Source organism: Alistipes sp. Marseille-P2263, from assembly GCF_018101075.1.
Classification (GTDB): Bacteria; Bacteroidota; Bacteroidia; order Bacteroidales; family Rikenellaceae; genus Alistipes; species Alistipes dispar.
Window position 1 is genome coordinate 195,866 of the sequence record NZ_JAGQEJ010000005.1, and the last position, 22,641, is coordinate 218,506.

The following is a 22,641-nucleotide window of genomic DNA, read 5'->3' on the forward strand; positions in this document are numbered from 1 at the left end:
CGCATGGGAGGTTTCTTGTCGTTCGTCAGGAAGGAGACGCTGCATATCGTGCGCGATCCGCGCACGATGCTCGTCGTGCTGGGCATTCCCGTCGTGCAGCTGCTCCTGTTCGGATTCGCCATATCGACCGAGGTGAACAACGTCAATGTGGCCGTCGTCGCGCCGCACCCGACCGAAGCGGTCCGGCAATGCGTGGCCCGGCTGGAAGCGAATCCCTATTTCACGTTCAAAGGCTATGTCGCCGGGCCCGAGATCGACCGTACACTGCGTTCCGGCAGGGCCGATGCCGTGGCGGTCTTCGCCGACGATTTCGACCGCCGGACGGCGGTGTCGGCCGGCGGAGAGGCTGTGGCCCCGGCCGTGCAACTGGTCATGGACGCTTCGAATCCCAACATGGCCGCGGCCGGGGCCGCCTATCTGCAGAGCGTGCTGCTGCCCGGGGCGTCCGGGGTTCCGGACGCATCGCCCGGGACGCGCCTGCTGTACAATCCGCAAATGAAGAGCGCCTACAATTTCGTGCCGGGCATCATGGGGTTGATCTTCATCGTCATCTGCGCGATCATGACCTCCGTGTCGATCGTGCGCGAGAAGGAGACCGGCACGATGGAAGTGCTGCTCGTCTCGCCCGTGCGGCCGATCCGGATCGTCTTCGCCAAGATGATCCCCTACTTCGCGCTGTCGTGTCTGAATCTGGTCTCCATCCTGCTGCTGGCCCGTTTCGTACTGGACGTGCCCATGTCGGGCAGTGTCGCGGGAATCGTGTGCCTGTCGCTGCTCTACCTCGCCCTGGCATTGGCGCTCGGGCTGTTCATCTCCACGATTTCCGACCGGCAGGTGACGGCGCTGGTGATCTCGGCCATGCTTATGCTCATGCCGCTCATCATGCTCTCGGGCATGGTTTTTCCGATCGAGAACATGCCCGGCGTTCTGCGCCTGCTTTCGTGCGTCGTTCCGGCCCGCTGGTATATCGACGCCATCCGCAAACTGATGATCGAGGGACTGCCTTTCGCCGCGGTTCTCGGGGATTTCCTCATCCTTTCGGTTATGACCGTCCTGCTCGTCGTCATTGCGCTGAAGAAGTTCAACGATAAACTCGAATGACGATGCGTACACTCGCGGTTTTGCTCGAAAAGGAGTTCCGGCAGTTTTTCCGCAATCCGTTCCTGCCGCGGATGGCGCTCATGTTTCCGATGATGGTGATGCTCGTGATGCCGTGGGTGACGACCATGGACATCCGGCATGTCAGCGTGTCGGTCGTGGACTGCGACCGTTCGCCGGCTTCGCGGCGGATCGTGCAGAAGATCGGCGCTTCGGATTATTTCACGCTCTGCGGCGTATCGGACGATTTCTCCGCGGCGCTTCGCAGTCTCGAAGCCGGGAATACCGATGCCGTGCTGGAGATTCCGCGCGATTTCGGGCGCAGCCTCGAAGAGGACGCACCGCGGCGCGTGAGCATTTCGGCCAACGGGGTGAACGCCACGAAGGGCACGTTGGGAATGCAGTACCTCGTGCGGACGGTCGCGGCCTCCGTCGCCGAGCTGCGCGGCGAGCGGGGATTGCAGGCGCAACCCGATCCCGTCGTGGTCGAGAACCGTTACAATCCGACGCTTGAATACCGCAATTACATGATTCCGGCGCTGATGATCATGCTGCTTATCCTGCTCTGCGGCTTTCTTCCGGCGCTGAACCTCGTGGGGGAAAAGGAGACGGGCACTATCGAACAGATCAACGTCACGCCCGTGAGTCAGTTCGCCTTTACGCTGGCGAAGCTGATCCCCTACTGGGCGATCGGCCTCGGGGTGCTGACGCTGGCCATGTCGCTCGCCTGGGCGGTTTACGGCCTGGTTCCCGTCGGGTCGCTCGGCGCCGTTTACCTGGCTGCGGCGCTTTTCATCTTCGTCATGTCGGGATTCGGTGTGATCGCGGCCAACTATTCGGCGACCATGCAGCAGACCATGTTCGGCATGTTCTTTTTCGTGATGATCTTCATCCTGATGAGCGGCCTGCTGACCCCCGTCGAGTCGATGCCCGCATGGGCGCAGCGGATCACCTGGTTCCTGCCGCCCCGCTACTTCATCGGCATCATGCGGGCGGTTTACCTCAAGGGGGCGACCGTCGCCGATCTCCGGACCGACTATGCGGCTCTCGCGCTCTTCGCCGTGCTGTTCAACCTCTGGGCGGCGCTGAGCTACCGGAAACGGTCGTAAGCGCCTTCCCTTCCCCGGACACGGCGGGCCGAAAGATGCCGCGGGCGGACCGATATGCGCGGCGGTTCGGGAAAACTCCCCGGATAATCGCTATATTTGCAGAACCGGGGAAAACGGTTTCGCCGGTGTAAAAATCATCCGTTATGAAACGAACGTATTTCCTGTTGCCGCTGGCCGCCGCGCTTGTCGCCGTCGTGCCGCAGCCGCTCCGGGCCTGCACCGGCATCACGCTCCGGGCCGCCGACGGGACCGGTGTCGTCGCCCGCACGATCGAATGGGGCGGCAGCGATCTGAACAGCCGTTATGTCGTCGTGCCGAGGGGGTATGCCCGGCGCTCCTTCACGCCCGACGGTATGGACGGGATGCTGTTCACGGCCCGCTACGGCTATGTCGGGCTGTCGGTCGAGCGCGAGGAGTTCGTGGCCGAGGGACTGAACGAGGAGGGGCTGTCGGCCGGACTCTTCTACTTTCCGGGTTACGGCGAGTACGAGGCTTACGATCCGGCGCGGAAGGAGGAGAGCATCGCCGACTTGCAGCTCGTGTCGCTGGTGTTGGGCGCATGCCGCACGATCGACGAGGTGAAGGAGCTGCTCGGCAACGTGCGTGTCATCGGCATCGACCCGCGCGCCTCGACCGTGCACTGGCGTTTCGCCGACGTTTCGGGACGTCAGGTAGTGCTGGAGATCGTGGACCGCCATGCGGTGTTCTATGAGAACGAGCTGGGCGTGCTGACCAACTCGCCGGGCTTCGAATGGCAACTGACCAATCTGAACAACTACGTCAATCTCTATCCGGGATCGGCTCCCGAACGCCGGATGGAGGGCGTCCGCCTCGCGGCGTTCGGGGCCGGCAGCGGCATGCTGGGGCTGCCGGGCGACGTCACGCCGCCGTCGCGGTTCGTCCGGGCGGCGTTCTATCAGACGACCGCTCCGCAGCGGGCGACGGCCTTCGACGCCGTGCTGCAATGTTTCCAGATACTCAACAATTTCGATATTCCGGTCGGGGTGGAGTTCCCGCAGGGCGAGCTTCCGGCCGATATTCCGAGCGCCACGCAGTGGACCTCGGCGACGGATCCTGCGGGCCGGACGATCTACTACCGCACGATGTACGACAGTACGATCCGCAGCATCGACCTGCGTGCGATCGACTTCGGACAGGTACGGTATCGTTCCGAGCCGCTGGACGAGGTGCGGCGGCAGCCCGTCGTTCCGGTCCGGATCGGATAGCGGCCGCTTTGCGCGCCGCCGTTTCCATCACTGCCGGGGACGGTGCGGCCGGAGGTCCTTCCCCCGCCCTTCCGCTCCGCTTCGAATCCGGGTCGCTTTGTCGGGAGACGAGGAATGTTTCCGCGGAAACGCCCCTGCTGCAAAAAGGCGGCAGGGGCGTTTTCTTCATGGTTCGGCGATTCCGGACGGGGTGTTCTCAGGTCCGGCGCGGCGGCCCGTTCCGGAATCTCCGGCGGATCATTCGACTGTCGGGAATTCGATCGTCTCGCTCTCCTCGTTCCAGTCCGTGATCGTGAAGTCTCCGGGATTGCCCTCCGGCAGGATTTCGCCGATCACGACGTTGAGCGTCAGCAGCGTGTTGGCCGAAAGCGAGGAGTTCAGGGGTTGCGTCAGCTTGTGGATCGAATTGTCGGCCAGCGTGATATACAACTCCAGCGTGGGATTCGGGGCGGAAGGGAACAGCATGACCGTCGCGTTGCTCATCGTCGTATTGTCTTCCGAGCGCGAGAGGTCGAAGCGTACGGTTTTCGTCTGGTTCACCGGTTCGGCCGTGTAGAAGTTCAGCTTTTCGGCGATGCCGCCGATCTGCACCTTCACGCTCTTGACGTTGGAGTTGAACACGGCGTTGTCCTTCTGTCTGAGGTTTACGATCAGTCCGGCACTGACGCGGATGAGGCCCGTATGGAGCTCTTCCGATCCGATCCGGGTCTCCTGTACGGCGTGTACGAGGTCATAGACCGGTTTGTAGGTTCCGTCGCCGTAGGGTCTCAGGCTGAAGTACATGTCGGCGAGATTGGCTCCCTTGACGATGCCCGGGCTGTTGATCTCGGGCGAATTGTGAATCGGTTCCTCGTGCTTGGGAGTGCCCCAATAGACCATGTTGTAAGGACCGATCGGCAGATGGAGTTCCCGGTTGTTGTTCCCGTAGACGTCGCCCTGTACGATCGTGTAGTACCCGTTGAAGATCGTCAGTTTGCCGTTGATGTAGTTGCCGAAATAGTCGGATCCGCCCGCCCTGCAAGGGAAGATTTCGAGAATGCCGGTGAACGGGGCGTCCTGCGCCACCTGTTCCGTGATCCGGGCGCTGATTTTCGGGGTTACCAGATTTTCGGGCGTTCCGGAGCCGTTGTTGTTGTCGTCGTCGGAGCAGGATACGGCGGAGAGCAGAAGTGCGAAAGCCCCTAAAAATGCATGTTTCATAATGTCGATGTTTTTGAGAATGAATAAAAAAAATCGCAGCGTATAGGTTCGTTTTAACCTATACGCTGCATAAGTTATACCAAATCGGTTTTTCGGAAAGGTTTCGGAGAAAGACTTCGTTCATGGACAGGTCTTTCCACCCTCCTGTTTTACAAAGGTACGGAAATAAAACCGGAATACCAAATAATCACCGGATTATTATTCCCCCGGCACGGCCGCATCACGGATTTCCGGCCGGATTTCTCCGGAAGTCCGTGCCCGCCGGGCGCTGGTAGATGCGCAATCCGAACCGGGGCAGGATGGCGATGATGTGGTCAAAAAGCGCGCTTTGGAAGGTTTCGTAAGGAATCCAGTCGGTCGCTTTGGTGAAGCAGTAGATCTCGACTGGGATGCCTTCGGAGGTGGGTTGCAGGGTCCGCACCATCTGGAGCAGATCGGGACGGATGCCGGGGTTCGACTTCAGGTAACGTTGCATGTAACTGCGGAAAATCCGCATATTCACAACGTCTTCCGACAAATCTTCCTTCTGTGCCAGTCCTTCTTTGAGGAGCCGTTCCGTCTCTTCCGGCGTGCAGAACCGCACCGTGGAGGCGTCGAGCAGGACGGAACGTTTGATACGCCGTCCGCCGCATTCGCGCATGCCGCGCCAGTTCTGGAACGAATCGCTGACCAGCGCGTACGGAGGGATCGTCGTGATCGTCTTGTCGAAATTCTGCACCTTGACCGTGGTGAGCGAAACTTCGGTCACGTAACCGTCGGCGCCGTATTTGGCCATCGTGATCCAGTCGCCCGGGCGCAGCATGTCGTTGGCCGAAAGCTGCACGCCGGCCACCAGTCCCAGGATGCTGTCCCGGAAAATCAGCATCAGCACGGCGGCGGAGGCGCCCAGCCCGGCCAGGATCGTCGTGGCGTCGCGGCCGATGAGGATGCTGACCACGAGGATGCAGCCGACGGAGACCGACAGCAGCTTGATCATCTGGTAGATGCCCTGAAGCGGCCGGTTGCGCAGTGTCTCGTGTTCGTCCGAAATTTCGCGGAGCGTGTCCAGAAATACGCTGACGAGCATCAGCGCGACGACGATCAGGTAGATCAGACACCCCTTGCGGAGCAGCTCCAGCAGAACGGGCGAGCTGTCGAAGGCCAGCGGCAGGAGTATGTACCACACGATCGGCGGAATGAGCCGGCAGGCGCCGTGCATGACCTTGTCCTGGAAAAGATGGTCGTCCCATGTCGCCCGGGTCCGGGCGCTGATTTTCTGCAATGCCGGGATGATGAGGCGGCGGAACGCCTTCGTGGCGAGGTACGAGACGAGGAGTATTCCGGCGATGACGACGATGCGGATCTCCCATTCGGAGTGCAGGCCGCCCAGGCCGGCCCATTGCAGCAGCCGGGCTATTTCGAGATTCAGGTCTTTCATGGCGAGTTCGGGTTTGCGGGGCTGCCGTCCGCGGAGGACCGGCGCGCCGCCGCAGGCAAATTTACGATCGAAACGGCTAATCTGCAACTGTGCGGGGCGTTTTCCTTCGGCCGGGCCGGAATTCCGCCGTCCGCCGCATGTTCCCGGCGGCGGCTCCGGGGCGTGCCGCCTTTCGGCCGGAAACATGGGCGTCCGCCCGGACGGCGTGCGTCGGGGCGCCGTCGGGGCGGCTGAATGCGCCCGAAAGGAGAACGGGCGGCCGGAGAAATGTCCCGGTTTTTGCAGTATCCGGTCGGAGAACGCCGCGCGGAGCTACCTGCCGGCCTTCGCAGTTTGTATCAACATAAAATCATTTGCCATGAAAGAGAGTATCCATTCCGGGAGAGAAAGTGTCCGGGCCGTGTTCGCAGGGCTGCTGGGAATCGTGTTTTTAATGACCGCCTGCGACGGCGGGGAGACGAAGCAGGGGCCCGCGGCCGGACCGACGGCCTCCCTTACCGTTACGCTGAAGGGACAGGAGCCTTCCGTGCGGGCCGTGGCTCCTGCGGGCGATCCGGAGCAGGAGGAGCTCGCCGCGGCGGAAAACAGCGTGCATAACGTCACGGTGTTCGTTTTCAATGCCAACGGTACGCTGGACAAGAAGCATACCTTCGCTCCGTCGGTCCTTTCCGAGACGATTACCGGACTGCTCGCCGGACCGAAGAAGCTGGTGGTGCTGGCCAACGTCCCTTCGACCGTCTCCTTCCCGGACGGTATCGACTACGACTGGTTCGCCGATGTGCGGAACGTCATCGGCCTCGACACGCAGAAGACCGCGGCCGACGGGTTGTTCATGAGCGGCGAAGGTTCGGTGACACTCACCGCCAACGCCTCCGAGACGAGCACCGTGGCAGTCAGCCGGCTCGTGGCGAAGGTGAAGCTGGGAACCGTCTCCATCGTACCCGAGGCGGGACACGATGCGGCGAAGTTCGCCCTGACCGGGGTGATGGTCATGAAGGCCCGCGGATCGGCGCAGATGGGCGTGCCTTCGGCGGCTTATACGCCCGATCTCTTCTACGGAGGCATGAAGGGCGGCAAGAGCGAGGCCCGGGACTACCTCGCGGAGACCGTTACGACGGAGGATCACGCCAACCGCTACTTCTACGTGCTGCCGAGCGACAACGCCGACGGGAACACGACGCTCATCACGCTGGCGGGAACCTATGCCGGGGAGCCGACCTACTTTTCGTTCCGCATCAACGACGGAACGGTGACGGGCGGCGGTACGAACGACGGAACCTTCATCCGGCGCAACAGCGTCTATACGGTCAATGTGACGCTCAGGCGGCTGGGCGGCGGTAGTACCGATCCGGAGGTCACGGCCGATCCCGCGTCGCTCACGGTCACCGTCGAGCCGCAGGAATGGGCGACCGAACTCGTCCAGAACGTAGAGTGGTAGGCCGTGCGGGAACGTTCCATAGCGTTGCTGGCGCTCGCGCTCCTTGCGGGATGTATCCGCGAGGACCGGGCCGGCTGTCCGCTGTCGCAGGCGGGGCGGTCGGTCGTCCTGAAGATCGTGGACGCCGCGACCGGGCGGGACATCACGGAGAGCGGTGCGGCCGGAGAGGCCGAACTGTTCCTCTTCTCGCCGGACGGGACCTTCGCGGGCCGTGTCTCCGTCGGATCGGAACAGGTCGTGCATCACGTGCCGGTTCCGCTTCCGGGTGCGGATCCCGGGGCGTGCCGGATCTCGGTCTGGGCCAATGCCGGGGAGGGGCAGCTTCTGCGTATTCCCGCCGACGGAAGTCGTATCGGGGAAGCGGCCGTCTCCCTGATCGGGGACGGCGACGGCTACCACGGTGTGCCGGACGACCTGTATTTCGGCAGCGCGCAACCGGCTCCGGCGGGTGGCGAGACGCCCGAAGAGGTGGTCGTCGTCCGCAAGAACGCGCGGATGCATATTACGGTCCGGGGGTTGGATGCCGGTTTGCCGGAGGAGCGTTACTACCTGACCGTGCGACTGCCCGACGACGGCTACGACTATGAGGGCAATCCGGCGGGCGGAACGGCCACGATCCGCCGGAGCGGCGCTTTCGACGACCGGGGCGATCTGACGACCGGGGCGGCGTTCAACGTCATCCACTCCGGAACCGTGGCCGAAGCGGTGACCGTAACGCTCTACGAGCGGGCGGCCGGCAGGGCCGTCGCGGACCGTGCGGTGATCGCGGTGACGGAGAACGACGACGGACTGCCCATCGCCCTGCCCTCGGGGCGGACGTCCAACCTGCTGATCGACCTGCGGGACGGAACCGGAGTGACGATCCGCACGGAGATTACGCCTTGGAACGAAGTGTATCAATGGGAAATCTGGTAACGGTTATGAACGAATGCGGAAAAAGCAGGAAAGTCCGCCGCGGACGGCGGGCCGGAACGATCCGGTCGCGGGCGGCGGTTGCGCTGGCGGTGCTCTGTCTGTTCGGGGCGGCCTGTTCCGAAGACCCGTCGTCCGGGGCCTCTGAGCGGGAACCGGCCGGCGGTGAGGCGGTCGTGCGCCTGACGATCGCCCCGCCGCGGCCTTCGCTTCCGCAAATGCGGGCGGCGGAGGACCTCGACGAGGCGGAGAGCCGGGTGGGAACGGTCCGGGTGCTCGTCTTCGAGCAGGAAGGCGGCCGTTACCTTTACCGCAATATGGCCGAAGGCGAGCAGGTACGGTTCTCCGGGAGTGCGACGCGGTTCGAGGTTCGGCTTCCCGGGACGCCGAACCCGGTGAAACTGGCGCTGGTGTGCAATTACGGCGATGCGTTCGAGAGGTATGCGCCTGCCGCGGGGAGCGACGAGGCGACGGTCCGGGAGCGGATCGGACGGTCGTTCTCCGGGCTGACCGGGGATCTGCCGATGTACGGCGAGATATCTCTTCCGTCGGGATTGCGGGCGGATGCGGAGAACCGCTTCGATGTCAGGCTGCTGCGCGCCGTGGCGCGGGTCGATGTGACGAAGGCGCTCGATGCCGGTTCCCGTCCTTTCCGGATCGGGGAGGTCTATGTCTATCGGCCGAACGACAAAATAAGGATCGTTCCGGACGACATGGGTTCGGCCGAGTCGCCGCGCGTCACGGCGCCTTCGGTGTTTGCAGGGGCACAGAAGTCGGCGGATCCGGTGAAGGTGACCGCCGCGGAACCCGACCCGGCGTCGGTCGCGGGAATCTGTCTCCCGGAGTCCGCGGCCGAGAGCGACCCGGCGGCGCAGTTGTCGGAGGCAACCTGCATCGTCGTCGGCGGGTACTACGACGGGCAGGAGCGGCTCTCCTACTACCGGATTGACTTCGACCCGGGTATCGACGGGCATCCGTTCGGACAGGTGCTGCGGAATTACAAGTATGTTTTCCGCATCCGCAAGGTGCTGGGCGAGGGATGGAGCGATCCCGATACGGCCGCGACGAGCCGGGCGACGAGCATTGCGGTCGAAACGGAGGCGTGGGAGGATTTCACGACGGAGATGTATTTCGAGGGCGACAATTACCTCGGGGTCTCCGCCCGCAGCGTGTCGCTCGGCTATGTCGCCGGGAAGACGGCGCGGGTGGACGTGCAGGCCACGGTCCCCTACTCGGTCCGCTGGCTCGACGCTTCCGGCGTTCCGACCGGCGGCGAGGCGTCGCAGACCGGCGAGGTGCTGGAGAACGGAAGTTTCTCGGTCGCTATCGGCCGCGACGCCGGGGCCGGAGAGACGCTCTCCTACCTGTCGTTCTCGGCGCTCGCGGACAACCGCACGGATCGGGACATAACGGCCCGGCTGCGGGTGACCGGAGGGCGCTGGACGTTCGACATCGCGGTGACGCAGGGAAATCCCTCGCAGTTCAGGACCCGGATCGTGCGCGTGCTCTCCGTGCAGGAGATCGGAGACCTCGGGACGAACACCCCGACTTCGGCCAGCGGACTGCCCATGCGGCGTATCCTGGACAATGCGAAGAATTTCTCCCCGGGCGGAACGGTCGTCATCGGCGGCTTCTCCTTCTCGGAGGCGTCGCGGGCGGAGATGCAGGCCACGGGGACGGGGAGCGCCGCGGACAAGGAGATTTTCCGGAGCATGCAGGCGACGATCGGGGCGCAGGATGTGATCTATCTGACATACAACACCCCGATTTCGAACGAGTTGGCACAGGTGGTCCTCGCCTGGCTCCGGGCTGCTCCCGGCCGGGTGCTGATCGTAGGCACGGACACCGATACGAGCAACGCGCAGTTGCGGCAATACCTGACTTCGGACGGCACGTGGAAATACTATTACCGGAACAACCTGGGCGGACAGTTCCGGCGGGCGGCGCGGACCGATGCCAACGCGCGCTTCTTCACGATGCCTTTCGGAACGGTGGCCGAGAATGCGCCCGTCGTCCGTGCGGACGACTATGCGGCCTACTGCTCCGACTATCCGTCGCGGGTGACGCCGCTGGTGGTCAGCGACGTTTCGGGGCAGGGCGGCACGCTCATCGTGGGGGTGAACGGTACGGACCGGATCGTTTACCTGGGAGACGCCAGCCTCCACCAGTACAACCGGCTCAGTTCGCAGGCCAATGCCGACGGTACGGTGACGACGGATTTCGACCGGCTGATGGCCAACCTCTGGGCATGGATCGTGGAACGCGTGTGCGGGGCCGGGTGATGCGGCCGGGACCGGAACTTCATAGAATCGCAATGTGATGAAAAACTATCTGTACGAAACGGCAGTCCTGCTCTGTCTTGCACTGCTCCCGGGCTCGGGCGCATCGGCGCAGGAACGTTCGGCTCTCCGGACGGCCGGGCCGCGGTTCGCCGTCCGGACGAATGCGCTCTATTGGGCGACGGCGTCGCTCAACGCCGGATTCGAGGTGGGGCTGGACCCGCGGACCTCGTGGGAGGTGGCGGGCGGCTACAACCCCTGGACCTTCGGAGACAACCGGAAACTCAAGTTCTGGACGGCGCAGACCGAATTCCGCTACTGGCTCCGCAGGCGTTTCGCCGGGCATTTTTTCGGGCTTCACGTTCTCTATGCCGACTACAACGCCGGGGGTGTGAAGCTCTTCGGCATGGGCGACCGCCGTTACGAGGGCTTCCTCTACGGCGCGGGGCTTTCCTACGGATACCAGTGGGTCGTCGGCCGGAGATGGAACATCGAGGCGATGCTGGGCGTGGGATACATCCGGTCGGAATACGACCGCTATGTCTGGAAGCGCTGCGGGCGGTTTCTGGGCAGCGGCCGCCGGAACTATTTCGGTCCGACGCGGGCCGGCGTGTCCGTCGGTTTCATGATACGGTGAGTTCCCCTGCCGGCGTCCGTTCCGGGACGCGGCGGCCGTTTCCCGCGCAGGCGACCTTCCGGCCGTTCGTGCGGCGCATATCCGTAATCCGGGTTGGAGAATCCGTAATCCATCTACACGGAAATTCATTTTTATTCGGTATTTTTGCAACATAAATTCGGAATTTTATGTTGCGGAAAATCCGACGGACGCTCGCCGTTCTTTTCTTCGCGTGCATCACGCTGCTCTTCCTCGATTTCACGGGGACGCTCCATGCCTGGCTGGGATGGATGGCCCGGGTGCAGTTCCTGCCGGCGGTGCTGGCGCTGAATGTCGGTGTCGTGGCGGCGCTTGCGGTGCTGACGCTCCTTTTCGGCCGGGTCTATTGCTCGGTCGTCTGCCCGCTCGGGGTGTTTCAGGATCTCGTCGCCTGGCTCGGCGGCCGCGGGAAAAGGCGGAAGTACCGTTTCTCCTACTCTCCGGCCCGGCGGTGGCTGCGCTGCGGGACGCTGGCGCTGTTCGTCGCGGCGCTGGTCGCCGGCGTGGGTTCGCTGGTCGCCCTGCTTGCGCCGTACAGCGCCTACGGACGTATCGCCTCCAACTTCTTCCGTCCGGTTTATCTCTGGGGCAACAATGCGCTGGCCGCGGTCGCCGAGCGTGTGGGAAGCTATGCGTTCTATGAAACGGAGGTCCGGGTGGCGGGCCTGCCGACGTTGCTGATCGCCGCTGCGACGTGCGCCGTGCTCGTCGTGCTGGCGTGGCGCAACGGCCGGACCTACTGCAATACGGTCTGCCCGGTGGGGACGGTGTTGGGGTTCCTCTCGAAATATGCGCTGTTCCGGCCCGTGATCGACCCGGAGAAATGCCGGGACTGCGGCTTGTGCGCCCGGGGGTGCAAGGCCGCCTGTATCGACTACCGGAACCGCCGGATCGACTATTCGCGCTGCGTGGCCTGCATGGACTGCCTCGACGTTTGCAGGCACGGGGCGGTCGGCTACCGGTTTCGCACGAAGACCGCCGCATCCGTTCCGGGAGCGGCGGCCGGAAAACGGACGGAATCGGCGGCTCCTGCCGATACGGGCCGCCGGAATTTCCTGACCGGAACGGGGCTGTTGCTCGGCGCGGCGGTCGCCCGGGCGCAGGAAAAGAAAGTGGACGGCGGTCTGGCCGTCATTCTGGACAAGCGGGCGCCGCACCGCATCACGCCCCTCGTGCCGCCGGGCGCCCGGTCCCTGCGCCATTTGGCGACGCACTGCACGGGCTGCCAGCTCTGCGTCTCGGTCTGTCCTAATCACGTTCTGCGGCCCTCCGCCCGGCCCGAGACGCTCATGCAGCCCGAATCCTCCTACGAACGCGGCTATTGCCGCCCCGAGTGCACGAAGTGTTCGGAGGTCTGCCCTACCGGTGCCATCCTGAGGCTCACGGCGGACGAGAAGTCCGCGGTTCAGATCGGCCATGCCGTCTGGGTGCGGGAGAACTGCGTGCCGCTCACCGACGGTGTGGAGTGCGGCAACTGTGCCCGCCATTGTCCCGCGGGGGCCATCACGATGGTCGCCTCCGATCCGGCGTCGCCCGGTTCGCCGAAGATTCCCGTCGTGAACGAAGAGCGCTGCATCGGCTGCGGCGCCTGCGAGAACCTCTGTCCGGCGCGGCCGTTCAGCGCCATCTATGTCGAAGGACACGAACAGCACAGAATCATTTGATCCGAAAACGTATGGATACGAAGAACAGACACGCGATCGGCCGCCGGGAGTTTCTCAAACGGCTCGGTGCCGGGGCCGCCGTATCGACGGCGGCATTGGCCGGGTGCGCCCCGGAGCGCGGTCCCGCAGCGGACGGTGCCTCCGCTTCCGGAGAGATTCCGACCGATGCGATGACTTTCCGCATCAATCCCCGGACGGGCGAGAAGGTTTCGCTGCTCGGATACGGCTGCATGCGCTGGCCGACCGTGGGCGGTGACGGACCCGATGCCGACGAGATCGACCAGGAGACGGTGAACCGGCTGGTGGATTTCGCCATTGCGCACGGGGTGAACTATTTCGACACCTCCCCGGCCTACTGCAAGGGGCAGTCCGAGCGCGTCACGGGCATCGCTCTCAAGCGCCACCCCCGCGAGAAGTATTTCATCGCCACGAAACTCTCGAACTTCGCCCCTTCGACCTGGAGCCGCGAGGCGTCGCTGGCCATGTATCGCAATTCGTTCCGCGAATTGCAGGTGGATTACATCGACTACATGCTGCTGCACGGCGTGGGCATGGGCGGCGGCATGGAGGAGTTCGAGGCCCGCTACATCCGGAACGGGATGCTCGATTTTCTCCTCGCCGAACGCGAGGCGGGCCGCATACGCAACCTCGGCTTCTCGTACCACGGCGATATACGCGTCTTCGACCGTCTGCTTGCCGGACACGACCGCTATCGGTGGGATTTCGTGCAGATCCAGATGAACTACCTCGACTGGCGGCATGCCCGGGAGATCAACCCGCGGAACACCGACGCCGAGTACCTCTACGGCGAGTTGGCCGGGCGCGGCATTCCGGCCGTCATCATGGAACCGCTGCTGGGCGGCCGTCTGTCGAAGGTCCACGATCACATCGTCGCCCGCCTCAAGCAGCGCGAACCCGGCCGGAGCGTGGCGTCGTGGGCCTTCCGCTTCGCGGGGTCGTATCCCGGGGTGCTGACCGTGCTGAGCGGCATGACCTACATGGAGCATCTGCAGGACAACCTGCGTTCGTACTGTCCGCTGCAACCGCTGACCGACGAGGAGCGGGAGTTCCTCTTCGCCACGGCCGACCTGATGATGCAGTACCCCACCATTCCGTGCAACGACTGCAAATACTGCATGCCGTGCCCTTACGGACTGGACATTCCGGGTATCCTGCTCCATTACAACAAATGCGTCAATGAGGGGAACGTGCCGGAGGACCGCCAGGCGGAGAACTATCGCAAGGCCCGGCGGGCGTTCCTCGTGGGTTACGACCGTTCGGTTCCGCGGCTGCGGCAGGCCGACCGCTGCATCGGCTGCAATCAGTGCGTTCCGCACTGTCCGCAGAACATCCGGATTCCGCAGGAGATGCAGCGTATCGACCGCTTCGTGGAACACCTCAAACAGGGAACGCTATGACGATGCGCCGTCTGACCGAAATTCTGCACGGGGGCGGCTGGTCGCTGGTCGTGGATAACGGAGCGATCCGCACCTTCTCCGGCCGGGGCGTCTCCGACCTGTACGGGCTGCTGACGCGCGAACCCGAAACGCTCCGGGGGGCCTCCGTGGCGGACAAGGTGGTGGGCAAGGGCGCCGCGGCCCTGATGGTTCTGGGCGGCGTGAAGGAGGTGTATGCCGACGTGGCGAGCGCTCCGGCCCTCGGACTTTTCGCCGCGGCGGGCATCCGGGTCGTTTGCCGGGAGGAGGTTCCTCACATCGTCAATCGCACGCGGACGGGCATCTGTCCCGTGGAGCGTCTCTGCGCCGACTGCCGCACGGCCGGGGAGTGCCTGCCCCGTATCGGGGCATTTCTGGAGAATCTGCCGTAAGGAAGGAAAAACGTGAAATAACATGCTATGGAAACTACCGTGAAACTCTATTCGCTGGAGTACAGGGAGGCGAAAACCTATTCGTTGGCGGCGCTGTTCGTCGCGGGCAACATCGTCCTGCCGCAGTTGTGCCACACCGTGCACATGGGCGGACCGACGTGGCTGCCGATCTACCTCTTCACGCTCGTCGGGGCCTACAAGTACGGCCGCTGCGTCGGATTGCTGACGGCTGTCGCCTCGCCGCTGCTCAACTCGGCGCTCTTCGGTATGCCGGCCGCCGCCGCGCTGCCCGCCATCCTGCTCAAATCGACGCTGCTGGCCCTGATCGCCGGATTCGCCGCCGCCCGCTTCCGCAGGGCTTCGTTGCCGCTGTTCGCCGCCGTGGTGCTGGCTTACCAGACGGTCGGCACGCTGGGCGAATGGGCCCTGTCGGGCAGCCTCTACGCCGCGGCGCAGGATTTCCGCATCGGAATTCCCGGGATGCTGCTCCAGGTATTCGGCGGCTGGGCGGCAGTCAATTTCCTGATCCGAAAATAGACACCTGATTTTGCATAAAACGACCGAATCATGCGAGCATACGCTTATGTCGGACCCGGGAGGTTCGAACTGCTGGACAAGCCCCGCCCCGAGCTGCGGGATTCGCGCGACGCCATCGTGCGCGTCACGCTCGGAAGTATCTGCACGAGCGACCTGCACATCAAACACGGCAGCGTGCCGCGCGCCGTGCCGGGCGTGACCGTAGGTCACGAAATGGTCGGCGTCGTGGAGCGGGTGGGCGACCGTGTCGCATCCGTCCGGCCCGGCGACCGGGTGGCGGTCAATGTCGAGACGTTCTGCGGCGAGTGCTTTTTCTGCCGGCACGGCTACGTGAACAACTGCACCGATCCCGATGGCGGTTGGGCGCTGGGCTGCCGGATCGACGGCGGGCAGGCGGAATATGTCCGCGTACCCCATGCCGATCAGGGACTGACCCCCATTCCCGATACGGTGAGCGACGAGCAGGCGTTGTTCGTCGGCGACATTCTGGCCACGGGGTTCTGGGCCGCCCGGATTTCGGAGATCGGGCCGGAGGATACGGTGCTCGTCATCGGCGCCGGACCGACGGGCGTCTGCACGTTGCTCTGCGCCATGTTGAAACGGCCCCGGCGCATCATCGTCTGCGAGAAGTCGCCCGAACGGATGCGGTTCGTGCGGGAGCACTATCCCGACGTGCTCGTGACCGGACCCGAGACATGCCGGGATTTCGTGCTCCGGCACAGCGATCACGGCGGGGCCGATGTCGTGCTGGAGGTGGCCGGTACGTCGGACACGTTCCGTCTGGCCTGGGAGTGCGCCCGTCCCAATGCCGTCGTGACGGTCGTCGCGCTTTACGACGAACCGCAGGTGCTGCCCCTGCCGGATATGTACGGCAAGAACCTGACGTTCAAAACCGGCGGCGTGGACGGCTGCGACTGCGCCGAGATTCTGCGCCTGATCGCGGCGGGAAAGATCGACACGACGCCGCTCATCACGCACCGCTTTCCGCTGAGCCGGATCGGAGAGGCGTACCGCCTGTTCGAGACCCGGTCGGACGGTGTGGTGAAAGTGGCGGTCGAGTGCGGGAAATAGCCGGATCCGCCGGAGCGGACCGGAAAACGGAGAAACATACTGGAATTATGATGACACTGAATGATTTTTTGAAACTCGCCCGGGCGGGCCGGCCGCTCGCTTCGGCGGAAACGCTTGAATTCATGGATCGCATGAGCGACGAGGCTCGTCGCATCACCTGCCGGCTGAACGCCTCCTACCATACGCCCGACGAGGTGCGCGAACTGCTGGAACAGCTTTTCGGAAAGCCCGTGGATGCGTCGGTCCGGCTCTTTCCGCCGTTCTATACCGATTTCGGCAAGAACATTTCGGTCGGCCGGAACGTCTTCATAAATGCCTGCTGTCACTTCCAGGATCACGGCGGCGTGACGCTGGGCGACGGCTGCATGATCGGTCACAACGTGGTTTTCGCCACGCTCAACCACGAACTCGATCCCGCGAGGCGCGCCGAAATGACACCCGCCCCTATCGTGCTGGGGCGCAACGTGTGGGTGGGATCCAATGCGACGATTCTTCAGGGTGTCACGATCGGCGACGGCGCCGTCGTAGCGGCCGGGGCGGTCGTGACGCGGGACGTGCCGGCCGCTACGGTCGTGGGCGGAGTTCCCGCCCGGCCGATCCGCCGCATCGGATGATCCGGTTTTAGAAGCGTGCGGACGGCTCGGTGCGACACCGGTTTCGGGAAGAGATTGATGATGACCACGCAATGAGGCGCGCTGCCGATTACGGCAGGCAGGCCGATGGCTCCGCCGGGGGCGTATGCGCTTATTCCGTGATCTCGATCAGGTTCTCCTCGGGGCCCTCCACGCAACTCTCGTAGCAGCCGTCGCCCGTGATGCGCGGGCCGCTGACGATGCGGTACCCGTTCTCCCGCAGCTCCCCGGTGAGCCGATCTACGGCCTCGCGGCTCCCGGTGCCGAATGCCAGGTGGATGTAGCCGCTGCGCAGCGGCTCCTTGCGGGGATCCGTCATGTCGGGCCGGTGCATGATTTCGAGCCGTGCGCCGTCGCCGAAACGCAGGAAACAGCTTCTCAGTCCCGTCCGCGGGTTGTGGTACGGCTCGCCGCATACGGCGCCGAAGAAGCGGACGAAGAATTGCCGGGTCGCCTCCAGGTCCCGGACGTACATGGCCGTGTGGTCGATTCGTATCATTCTTCCGTGTCGTCTTCCGGCCGGATTCGCTTTTCTCGGGTCGCTCCGCGTCGGCCGGATGCGGGGAACGACCTTTCTCGGTTTCTTTCGGAACTGTCGTATAAAGATAACGTTTGTTTCCGTTCGGTGCAACAGCCCGAGGACATCTTCCTGCTCCGGAAGTGTTTGACGGGTTTCCTGTCCGCACGGTCGTCCGTTCCGCCATGCGCCGCGAAAGAAGGTCCGCCGCGCGGTTCGTTCCTGTGCGGCTATTCGGTCAGGTAAAGTCCGACATGCGAAATCCGGGCCGGGGCGCGGGTTCCGTCGATCGTGACGCGCAGTTTCCGCGCCGTGCGGGCCTCGGGCAGGCGGACGATCCGTTTGTAGCCGATCGTCGTACCCTCGGCTGCCGTCTCCCACGTCCGACCGTCGTCCGATATCTCGATGCGGAACCGCTCCACGCGCTGCCCTTTGGCGATCTCCTCCTGCAACATCACGGCGTCGAACGGCCCGTCCTTCACGTCGAATTCCCGCGCTTCGTCCGCCCGGGCGGTCCAGAGTGTGTCCCCGCCCGCCGCAAGGTTCCGTGCGAAGCTCCGGCGCAGCCATTCGCCGAACTCGTGCAGCCGTCGCGCGTCGTTCTCGTGAATCCGTCCGCGGCGGTCGGGCGGCACATTGAGCAGCAGCACGGAGTTCGATCCCACCGAGGCGAAATAGATCTCCTTCAGCGCCTCGAGCGACCGCACCTTCTCATCCTCCGAGGCGTGGTAGAACCAGCCCGGGCGGATCGACACGTCCACCTCCGAGGGATACCAGAACAGCTCCTTCGCTTCGTCGAGGATCGCACGGCTGCCCAGATCGGGCGAGGTCTCGGTGAGGGCTTCGACGGCGGGCGTCGGGTCCTTCAGCCCGACACTCGCAGGGGCCAGGGCCGTGGCGCTCCACTCCTCGGCGCGTCCCCTGCCCGCTTCGTTGCCCACCCAGCGGATGTCGTCGCCCATGATGGCCGTGACGGCTCCGGGTTGCAGCTCCTTCACGGTGCGTATGTAACGGGCCCAGTCGTAAACCTGATGCTTGCCGTCGGCCTCCGAGCCGTTGGCGCCGTCGAACCACACCTCGGCGATCTCGCCGTAGCCGGTCAGCAGTTCGGTGATCTGCCGCACGAAAAAATCGTCGTAGGCCTTCCCTGTGCCGTAGCAGGCGGCGTTGCGGTCCCACGGAGAGACGTAGAGACCCATTTTCACACCGTACTTGTCGCATGAGCGGCGGAGCATCGCCACCACGTCGCCGCGGCCCTCCATCCAGCGGGAGTTCTTCACCGAGTGCTCCGTGGTTTGGGTGGGCCAGAGGCAGAATCCGTCGTGGTGCTTGGCCGTGAGCATCACCATTCCGAAGCCGGCGTCCCGGAGCGTTTCGACCCATTGGTCGGTGTCGATTTCCGTCGGGGCGAACACGTCGGGCGACTCCTTGCCGTCACCCCACTCCTTGTCGGTGAACGTATTGACCGTGAAGTGGATGAATGCCGTCAGCTCCCATTGTTGCCAGGCCAATTGTTCGGGGGTCGGCACGAGCCGCGCGGCCATGGAGAGCTTCTCCTCCGGCGTGGCGTCGCCGAATGCGACGTGTTTTTCGTAGTAGGTCTCCTCCCGCTGTGCGGCTCCGGAGCCGCAGCACGCTCCGCCCGCGGCAGCTACGCCTGTCAGCAGCAACGGCAATAATAATCGTTTCATTGTCAGGTATTCGGTTCGGTTATTTCATACTTTGCATCAGAACGGAATGATGACGAATCCCCAGTTGTACGTGCTGTCCGCGGGGATTCTGTGCTGCGGTTCGGGCATGGCTCCCCAACTGTCGTATCCGCCCACTCCCTGCTGCTTCATGTCGATGCAGACCTCCACGAAGTCGCGGGGCGTGATGTCGTCGATATGCGTCTGCCGGGGTCTGACGTTGCGGGCGGCCGCTTCGTCGTGCTCCTTGTCCGCAGGGGTCAGGTTGCGCCATTGGTACGGTCTTCGGACAGCCTCCTCTCCGTCGAAATCCTCCACGGCGTTTCTCAGGGCGTTGAATCCGAAGAGACTGTCGGCCACGATCTCCAGGCCGTGCCGTTTGCCGAACCGCACGCGGCGCGTGTCGGTACGGTGTCCGTTCTCCTGCGGCCGGACGTAGGGGAAGTACATTTCGTCGGCCGATGTGCTGTACAGTCCCACGAACGCCCCGGCGTTTCTGTCCGCGTAGTTTTCGCCGGGGCCGCGGCCGTAGTACTCGACCTGCCTCATCGCGAGGGGCATCCGGAAGCGGACTCCGATGCGCGGCACGTCGAGCTTCGCCGCCTCGCTGCGGGCCTTCTCGCTGCCCGGGGAGAACGTCGCGGTCCGGGCGGCTTCGGAGAGCTCCGTGGCCACGGCCTCCGCGTCGGTGGACGTGAAGGTCATGCGGGTTTCGACGACACCCGACGGATGGACCGTATAGCGCATGATGCAGAGGTTTCCCGCGGCGAGCAGGTAGGCGGCCTCGATGCGTACGGCGTCTCCGGTTTTCACGGCCGCGGCCTCCACGACGTCGAACTCGCGGCTCGACGTCTTCCACACCTGCAGCCGCTCGGGCATGGCGTTTCCGTAGTCGTTGTCCGTCGGGGCGCGCCAGAAGTTGGGCCTCGGACCGAATCCGTCGGCGAAGTACTCGACGCCGTTCACGGCATAGGACGTCACCGAACCGCTCCGGCGGTCGAATACGAAGCGCACGCGCGGCGACGAGACGGCGATCCGCTCCCCGTCGTCGTCCACTCCGAGTGCGGGGCCTTTCCGCGGCACGTCGGCCTTCTTCGGGGTCCCTCCCAGCGGGATCTGCCCCGCGGCGATCTCATAACCTGCGGGAACGGCCTCCGAGGCTTCGCGCGTGGTGACGGAGAAATCGGCGAAATACTCCCCTTCGCCGCGCATCTCTTCGGGACCGAATGTGGTGAAGACGGCCGATTCCTGCGGCGCGAGGCGCACGTCGAGCTCCTTTTCGCGCACGGTCTTTCCGTCGCGCACGAGGCGGCAGATGAAACGGTACTTCTCCGACGGTGTGAAGTAGAATCGGTTGGTGATGCGCACGCGGCCCGCTCCTTCGGGTTCGAACCCGAAGTCCTGCTGCACGTACTTCACCTCCGCGAGCGCCGGATGCGGCGTGCGGTCGGGCAGTACGAGGCCGTTGCAGCAGAAGTTCCCGTCGCTGGGGGTGTATTCCCCGCCGAAATCCCCTCCGTAGGCCCAGAAAGGGCGTCCCTGGGCGTCGTGCTCCAGCAGGCCCTGGTCCACCCAGTCCCAGAGGAATCCGCCCTGCAGGTTGGGATAGCGGTAGATCGCGTCCCACTGCCCGACGAAGTTTCCGGTCGAGTTGCCCATCGCATGAGCGTACTCCGACGGCATCACGGGCCGGTCGCTGCCCTTGCGTCCGATCTCTTCCAGCCATCCCGCGCCGGGATACTGCGGAACGTACATGTCCGTATTCCACTCCCACTGCGCCCGTTCGTAATTGACAGGCCGGTTCATCCAGGCGCTGTCGGCGGCCTTCGTCCAAAGGTAGGTTTGGTAGAAGTTGTATCCGTTTCCGGCCTCGTTTCCCAGCGACCAGAATGTGACCGATGCGTGGTTCTTGTTCCGTTCGAACATGTTGCGCGTGCGCTCCATGTGGGGTTTCAGCCAGGCGGGGTCGTTGCCCAGCGTGCCGCCCTTGCGCAGGTCGTAGTACATGCCGTGCGACTCGATGTTGGCTTCGTCGTAGATGTAGAGCCCGTATTCGTCGCACAGCTCGTAGAATTTCCGGTCCTGGGGGTAGTGGCAGAGCCTCACGGCGTTGAAGTTGTGTCGTTTCATCAGCTCGAAGTCGCGGCGCATCACCTCCTCCGTGACGTAGTGTCCCGTCACGGGATGGTGTTCGTGGATGTTCACGCCCTTGAACTTCACGGGCTGCCCGTTCACCAGCAGTACGCGGTAGGGCTCGCCGTTTTCGGCCCGTTCGTCCAGCCGGGCGAACTCGAAACGGCGGAACCCTACGCGGTAGGGCACCGTTTCGGTCTCCCCGCCGGGGCCGCGGAGGGTCATCAGCAGGGTGTAGAGATCGGGGCGCTCCGCGCTCCAGGCCTTGACGCCGGGGATGCCGGCCTCGAACCGGAGGGTGCGGCATCCGCCGGCTGCGATCATTGCGTCGCGCTGCCCTGCCGCGACCTGCCGGCCCGCGTCGTCGAGCAGCTCGTAGCTCAGCGTCGCTTCGGCATCGCCTTCGGTTCGGTTGGTCAGATCGGCCTCCAGGACGAATATTCCGTCCCGGCATGCCTCGTCGAGCGTCGATTTGATGCGGAAGTCCCGCACGGCGACGCGCGGCTGCGACCAGAGGAACACGTCGCGCTCGATGCCGCTCATGCGCCAGAAGTCCTGACATTCGAGCCAGGAGCCGGTGCTCCAGCGGTAGATCTTTATGGTCAGCGTGTTCCGTCCGGGCCGGAGGTATTCGTCGATGAGGAACTCCGCGGGGTTCTTCGAATCCTCGTTGTAGCCCGCCTCGTGTCCGTTCACATAGACATATACGCCCGACTTGGCTCCTGCGAGGTGCAGGAAAACGTTGCGGCCGTTCCATTCGTCCGGAATTTCGAATTCCCGGCGGTATATCCCTGCGGGATTCACCTCGGGGAGCCGGGGCGGCTGGGGACGGTAGGTCGCGAACTCGTACTGATGGTTGGTGTATATGGCCGTCCCGAACCCCTGGCGCTCCCAGTTCCCGGGCACTTCGATGTCATCCCACCCCGAGGCGTCGGTCGCGGGGTCCGTGGCGTCGGCGGGCAGATCGCGGGCATCCTCGGCGAAGAGGAACTTCCACGTGCCGTTGAGCGGCAGATAGAAGGGGCTCTTCTCGTAGCGCATGGTCAGCGCCCCGTCCCTCGAGGGATAGGACATGAAGTCGGTGCGGGGCGGGACCTTGTTCACCGACACGGTCTGTACGTCGTACCGGTAGGGGTTGTCGGCAGCGGCGGTCTGCGCCGACAGCAGCGTGAGCGCTGCCAGGATATTGATTCTCGGGTTCATGTAATCTGGTTTTGTAGGTTTTGATTCAATGCTG

General features: G+C 64.1%; 18 protein-coding genes. 13 read left to right on the forward strand and 5 right to left on the reverse strand.

Going from position 1 to position 22,641, the window contains the following annotated elements:
• Positions 1-3: 3 nt before the first annotated feature.
• The 3 genes from KB554_RS08085 (at position 4) to KB554_RS08095 (ending at position 3,433) form a co-directional block, all read left to right on the forward strand.
• Entirely contained in the window at positions 4-1,101 is a 1,098-nt protein-coding gene (locus tag KB554_RS08085; RefSeq protein WP_211035489.1) for an ABC transporter permease, read from the forward strand.
• A gap of 2 nt (positions 1,102-1,103) precedes the next feature.
• Entirely contained in the window at positions 1,104-2,207 is a 1,104-nt protein-coding gene (locus KB554_RS08090) for an ABC transporter permease (protein ID WP_211035546.1), read from the forward strand.
• 143 nt (positions 2,208-2,350) lie between these two features.
• A complete protein-coding gene (locus tag KB554_RS08095) occupies positions 2,351-3,433 on the forward strand; it encodes a choloylglycine hydrolase family protein (RefSeq protein WP_141429831.1) in 1,083 nt (360 codons plus the stop codon).
• Positions 3,434-3,670: 237 nt separating this feature from the next.
• Here KB554_RS08095 and KB554_RS08100 read toward each other — a convergent pair whose 3' ends face one another.
• Together KB554_RS08100 and KB554_RS08105 are read right to left on the reverse strand one after the other, a co-directional pair.
• Positions 3,671-4,633, reverse strand: coding sequence for a FimB/Mfa2 family fimbrial subunit (locus KB554_RS08100; protein ID WP_211035490.1), 963 nt, complete (start codon positions 4,631-4,633; stop codon positions 3,671-3,673).
• A 220-nt stretch (positions 4,634-4,853) separates the two neighbouring features.
• A complete protein-coding gene (locus KB554_RS08105; RefSeq protein ID WP_211035491.1) occupies positions 4,854-6,050 on the reverse strand; it encodes a mechanosensitive ion channel domain-containing protein in 1,197 nt (398 codons plus the stop codon).
• Between the two features lie 358 nt (positions 6,051-6,408).
• Between KB554_RS08105 and KB554_RS08110 the strand changes: the two genes are divergently transcribed.
• The 10 genes from KB554_RS08110 (at position 6,409) to KB554_RS08155 (ending at position 17,048) form a co-directional block, all read left to right on the forward strand.
• A complete protein-coding gene (locus KB554_RS08110) occupies positions 6,409-7,488 on the forward strand; it encodes a fimbrial protein (RefSeq protein WP_242116326.1) in 1,080 nt (359 codons plus the stop codon).
• Positions 7,489-7,491: 3 nt separating this feature from the next.
• Positions 7,492-8,403: a FimB/Mfa2 family fimbrial subunit gene (locus KB554_RS08115; RefSeq protein WP_211035492.1), complete on the forward strand. Its 912-nt coding sequence runs from the start codon at positions 7,492-7,494 to the stop codon at positions 8,401-8,403.
• A gap of 5 nt (positions 8,404-8,408) precedes the next feature.
• On the forward strand, positions 8,409-10,682 hold the full coding sequence (locus KB554_RS08120; RefSeq protein WP_242116327.1) for a hypothetical protein: 2,274 nt from the start codon (positions 8,409-8,411) through the stop codon (positions 10,680-10,682).
• 37 nt (positions 10,683-10,719) lie between these two features.
• Positions 10,720-11,316 (forward strand): DUF3575 domain-containing protein, encoded by a 597-nt coding sequence (locus tag KB554_RS08125; protein WP_211035493.1) that lies wholly within the window; start codon positions 10,720-10,722, stop codon positions 11,314-11,316.
• A gap of 167 nt (positions 11,317-11,483) precedes the next feature.
• Positions 11,484-12,998 carry a 4Fe-4S binding protein gene (locus tag KB554_RS08130; RefSeq protein ID WP_211035495.1) on the forward strand — a complete coding sequence of 505 codons (1,515 nt, stop codon included), beginning with the start codon at positions 11,484-11,486 and terminating at the stop codon, positions 12,996-12,998.
• An 11-nt stretch (positions 12,999-13,009) separates the two neighbouring features.
• Positions 13,010-14,416 carry an aldo/keto reductase gene (locus KB554_RS08135; protein WP_211035497.1) on the forward strand — a complete coding sequence of 469 codons (1,407 nt, stop codon included), beginning with the start codon at positions 13,010-13,012 and terminating at the stop codon, positions 14,414-14,416.
• A 2-nt stretch (positions 14,417-14,418) separates the two neighbouring features.
• Positions 14,419-14,826: a DUF1893 domain-containing protein gene (locus tag KB554_RS08140; protein ID WP_141430039.1), complete on the forward strand. Its 408-nt coding sequence runs from the start codon at positions 14,419-14,421 to the stop codon at positions 14,824-14,826.
• 27 nt (positions 14,827-14,853) lie between these two features.
• A complete protein-coding gene (locus KB554_RS08145) occupies positions 14,854-15,363 on the forward strand; it encodes an ECF transporter S component (RefSeq protein WP_211035499.1) in 510 nt (169 codons plus the stop codon).
• Positions 15,364-15,393: 30 nt separating this feature from the next.
• Positions 15,394-16,434 (forward strand): alcohol dehydrogenase, encoded by a 1,041-nt coding sequence (locus tag KB554_RS08150; protein WP_211035501.1) that lies wholly within the window; start codon positions 15,394-15,396, stop codon positions 16,432-16,434.
• A gap of 50 nt (positions 16,435-16,484) precedes the next feature.
• Positions 16,485-17,048: a DapH/DapD/GlmU-related protein gene (locus tag KB554_RS08155; protein ID WP_211035549.1), complete on the forward strand. Its 564-nt coding sequence runs from the start codon at positions 16,485-16,487 to the stop codon at positions 17,046-17,048.
• Positions 17,049-17,178: 130 nt separating this feature from the next.
• Here the strand turns inward: KB554_RS08155 and KB554_RS08160 are convergent, their stop codons facing one another.
• The 3 genes from KB554_RS08160 to KB554_RS08170 form a co-directional block, all read right to left on the reverse strand.
• A complete protein-coding gene (locus tag KB554_RS08160) occupies positions 17,179-17,565 on the reverse strand; it encodes a VOC family protein (RefSeq protein ID WP_198418187.1) in 387 nt (128 codons plus the stop codon).
• Between the two features lie 248 nt (positions 17,566-17,813).
• Positions 17,814-19,274: an alpha-L-fucosidase gene (locus KB554_RS08165; RefSeq protein WP_211035503.1), complete on the reverse strand. Its 1,461-nt coding sequence runs from the start codon at positions 19,272-19,274 to the stop codon at positions 17,814-17,816.
• A gap of 36 nt (positions 19,275-19,310) precedes the next feature.
• Entirely contained in the window at positions 19,311-22,607 is a 3,297-nt protein-coding gene (locus KB554_RS08170; RefSeq protein ID WP_211035505.1) for a glycoside hydrolase family 2 TIM barrel-domain containing protein, read from the reverse strand.
• Positions 22,608-22,641 lie beyond the last annotated feature (34 nt).